Annotated in this window: 4 protein-coding genes; 1 reads left to right on the top strand and 3 read right to left on the bottom strand. The window is 72.1% G+C overall.

From position 1 onward, the window contains the following. From IEZ12_RS07950 to IEZ12_RS07960, 3 genes are all read right to left on the bottom strand, one after another. On the bottom strand, positions 1-773 hold a 773-nt coding region (locus IEZ12_RS07950; protein WP_229847338.1), incomplete at its 3' end, for a class I SAM-dependent methyltransferase. A 95-nt stretch (positions 774-868) separates the two neighbouring features. Next, positions 869-1,813 carry a YihY/virulence factor BrkB family protein gene (locus tag IEZ12_RS07955; protein ID WP_189271421.1) on the bottom strand — a complete coding sequence of 315 codons (945 nt, stop codon included), beginning with the start codon at positions 1,811-1,813 and terminating at the stop codon, positions 869-871. Positions 1,814-1,938: 125 nt separating this feature from the next. Further along, positions 1,939-2,937, bottom strand: coding sequence for a glycosyltransferase family 2 protein (locus IEZ12_RS07960; protein ID WP_052509607.1), 999 nt, complete (start codon positions 2,935-2,937; stop codon positions 1,939-1,941). Between the two features lie 142 nt (positions 2,938-3,079). On the opposite strand from IEZ12_RS07960, the gene IEZ12_RS07965 reads away from it, so the two are divergent. Beyond that, on the top strand, positions 3,080-3,746 hold a 667-nt coding region (locus IEZ12_RS07965; protein ID WP_189271422.1), incomplete at its 3' end, for a glycosyltransferase family 2 protein.

Here is a 3,746-nt window from a genome sequence, read left to right on the forward strand (position 1 = left end):
TTGGAGGCGCGGACGGCGAATTCGTGGCGGCCCGAGGGATCGTCCCAGGCGAGGCGGTGGCAGGTCTGTCCGGCGAAGTGCTCCTCGTCGAGCCGGAAGCCGTCGCCGCGCCAGTCGCGGGCGAGCAGGTCGGCGCGGACGGCGTCGGCGTCGCCCCAGGTGCCGTAGAACTTCTCGGGGGTGAGCAGGACGGGCTTCAGGCCGAGGGTGAAGACCGCTTCCCAGACGGCGGCGGACACGCCGGGGGTGTGCGGGGCGCGGTAGTCGTCGAGGGCGACGACGCCGTTCTCGGCGAGTGCGTCGCGGGCCACCCGGATGTCGCCCGCGACGTGCTCGTACAGGTGCGAGGCGTCGATGTGGACGAACCGGCAGCTGTCGGTGGGGATCCGGCCGTCGGCGAGCACCGAGGTGGGGGCCTGGACGATCACCGGCAGTTCGGGGTGGAAGGCCAGGTAGTTGATCTCGAAGGCGCGCCGGGTGAGGGTGGAGCGGTAGGACATGGTCATCTCGGCGGAGTTGTCGCCGTCGGGCGCGTCCGCGTCGAAGAGGTCGCAGACGGTGAACGTCTCCCCGGGGTGCAGGTGGTTGCCCAGCAGGATCGCCGAGCGGCCCAGGTAGGCGCCCATCTCCAGCAGGTCTCCGGTGACGCCGGCGGCGGTCTGCCGGGCGAGCAGCCAGCCGAAGACCTCCCGGTCGACGCGGAAGAACCAGCCGGGGACGTCGTCGGGGGTGGCGGGGGCGGTCGGAGCGGCGGTGGTGTCGGTGACGGACACACGGTCTCCAGGGGGAGGCGGCCGGGCGGGGGACGCGCCGGCGGGACGGTCGGCCGTGGGGTGCGGCCGCACTGAGATGTGACGCGGATCATAGATCAGCCGTCCGAATGGTGGACAGAGGGTGAACGCGGCGATTCTCCGGCGGCGGCGAGCGCGGCCTCGGCCTGCCGGACGGCGCGTCGACGGGCCGCCTCGGGGTCGGCCAGGGCCGTCCAGGCCGCGCAGTACATCAGCAGTCTGGACACGAAGTTGATCCACAGCAGCAGGGCGACGGGCACCCCGAACGCGCCGTAGACGCTGCGGCCGGCGACCGAGCCCAGGTAGGAGGAGAGCGCCAGCTTGAGCAGCTCGAAGCCGACCGCGCCGATCAGCGCGCCCTGCAGCAGGGCGCTGCGGCGCTGGCCGACGATCCGCGGGAACGGACCGAGCAGGTACACGAAAAGCAGCAGGCCGGCGCCGACGGCGATGAGGAAACCGAGGCCGGACAGCAGCCAGCGGCCGGCTCCGCCGTCCAGGCCCAGCCAGTCGGCGAGCCGGTGCGCGAGCGTGGTGGCGAACGCGGACGCGGCCAGCGAGGCCAGGCAGACCAGGCCCAGTCCGAGCAGCACCACGGCATCCCGGATTTTCACCTGAAAGAGGTTCCCGCCGCCGTCGGGCAATCGCCACACGCTGCGCACCGCGCCGCGCATGGTGTCGACCCAGCCGAGGCCGGAGACCAGCAGCAGGGCGCCGGAGACCAGGCCGACGGTGCCGGCGTTGGCGACCATCGCGTTCAGGTCGAGCGAGTCGGACAGGCCGGGCAGCTGTTCGGCGATCCGGTCCTGGAGTTGACGCACCCGGGAGTCGGAGAGCGTGGCCAGGGCGACCGCCAGGGCCACGGTGAGCAGCGGGAACAGCGCCAGGAACCCGAAGAAGGTGACCGCCCCGGCCAGCCGGTTGCCCTGCACGTCGGCGAACAGCCGGTACACCAGGTACGGGCGGCTGTGCAGCACCCGGGCCACCAGTGGTCCGATCAGCGGCAGCCCGGTGAGGAAGTCCATCCTCCGCTGTATACCGGGCGGGCCGTGCCACGTCCGGGTGACGCGCCGTCGGCCGGGCGGCGGCACGTCGGACCGAGCGGCGGCGGGCTCGGCGCGAACGACGCTGCGGACAGCGCGGCGGGGGCTCAGCGGCGGACGGCGCGGCGGGCCCTGGCCAGCACCCGCAGGCTCTGGAAGCCCAGGTAGCTGCCGCGGCCGAGCAGTTCGCCGCGCACGCCCTCCGGTCCGGCGGGCGGCCGGTAGCCGGCCGGGCGGTGCCGGGAGCAGTGCTCGGCGGCGCGGCGGAAGAACTCGCGGCGGTCGGCGGCCGGGACGCGTCCGGGCTTGGTGACCACGGTGGCGAGGTGGCCGAGCATCATCCGGTAGATGACCGGCCGCCAGCGGTCCAGGTCGGGGCGGGCGTCGAGGAAGGCGAACACCCGGTCGTACTGCTCGAAGACGTCGAAGTGCTTGCGGGAGGCGGTGGCGAGGATGTTGCCGCCCTCGCGGCGCTGCCGGTAGTGCACGCCGACCTGGTCGAGCAGGGTGATGGACTCGGCGGCGAGCAGCGCCGGGTACGTCCAGGGGGTGTCCTCGTAGTACCCGGGCGGGAAGGTCAGGCCCTGCTGCTGGACGAACGCGCGGCGGTAGGCCTTGTTCCACACCACCTGGAGCAGGTCGAGCAGGTCGCGGCGCTCGTCGAGGGTGAAGGTTTCCGCGCCGGGCTTGGCGAACACCGGGGCGGAGGCGGAGCGCACCACGCGGCCGTCCCAGTAGCTGCGGGCGTAGTCGTACACCAGCAGGTCGGGGTCGCCGGTGGCGCGCAGCCGGGCGTCGGTGGCGGCCAGCAGGTCGGGGGTGAGGGTGTCGTCGCTGTCCAGGAACAGCAGGTAGTCGCCGGTGGCGAGTTCCAGGCCGGCGTTGCGGGCCAGTCCCAGGCCGACGTTCTGCTCCAGGTGACGGACCGTCACCCGGCTGTCCCGGGCGGCCGCTTCGTCGAGGATCGCGCCGCAGCCGTCGGGCGAGCGGTCGTCGACGGCGATCAGTTCGAAGTCGGTGAAGGTCTGGGAGAGCACGGACTCCAGGCAGGCGGGGAGGTACTCCTCGACCGCGTGGACGGGCACGATCACGCTGAACCGCGGCATCTCTTCACCCTCCTGAGCTGGCCTGGTCAGGCGCAGACTAGCAAGCCCGGAGAGGTAGAATCGCGGCCGGTGCCGGTCCGGGTTCGACACATACGCCTGGCCCACCCGGCCGAACTTCCTGAGGAAAGGCTCTGCGCTCCCGATGGCCCCCCGTCTGTCCGTTGTCGTCCCGATCTACAACGTCGAGCGCTATCTGGAGGAGTGCCTGGACTCCATCGCCGCGCAGACCTTCGACGACCTCGAGTGCGTCATGGTCGACGACGGCTCGAAGGACTCCAGTGCCGCCGTCGCCGCGGCCTACGCCGCGAAGGATTCCCGTTTCCGGCTGGTCCAGCAGGTGAACAAGGGCCTGGGGGCGGCCCGCAACACCGGTTACCGGCACATCTCCGAGGGCACCGAGTTCCTCGCGTTCGTCGACAGCGACGACACCCTGCCGCCGTCCGCGTACGAGCTGATGATCAGCACGCTGGACGAGACCGGCTCCGACTTCTGCACCGGCAACGTGCTGCGGTTCCGCGCCGTCGGCCACTACCAGTCGGGCGGCCACCGCAAGCCGTTCGCGGCGACCCGGCTGCGCACCCACATCACCGAGCTCCCGGCGCTGGTCACCGACCGCACCGCGTGGAACAAGGTGTACCGCCGCTCGTTCTTCGACCAGGCGGGCGTGCTCTACCCCGAGGGCATCCTGTACGAGGACGCCCCGGTCAGCGTGCCGCACCACTACCTGGCCCGCCGGGTCGACGTGCTCGCCGAGCCGATCTACCACTGGCGCGAGCGCGAGGTCGGCGAGATGTCGATCACGCAGATGA

Origin of the sequence: Kitasatospora griseola, from assembly GCF_014648555.1 — a bacterium.
Classification (GTDB): domain Bacteria; phylum Actinomycetota; class Actinomycetes; order Streptomycetales; family Streptomycetaceae; genus Kitasatospora; species Kitasatospora griseola.

Bases quoted from the DNA above. Each gene is read 5' to 3' on its own strand.
- IEZ12_RS07960 (WP_052509607.1), bottom strand. From the start codon at position 2,937: ATGCCGCGGTTCAGCGTGATCGTGCCCGTCCACGCGGTCGAGGAGTAC.
- IEZ12_RS07955 (WP_189271421.1), bottom strand. From the start codon at position 1,813: ATGGACTTCCTCACCGGGCTGCCGCTGATCGGACCACTGGTGGCCCGG.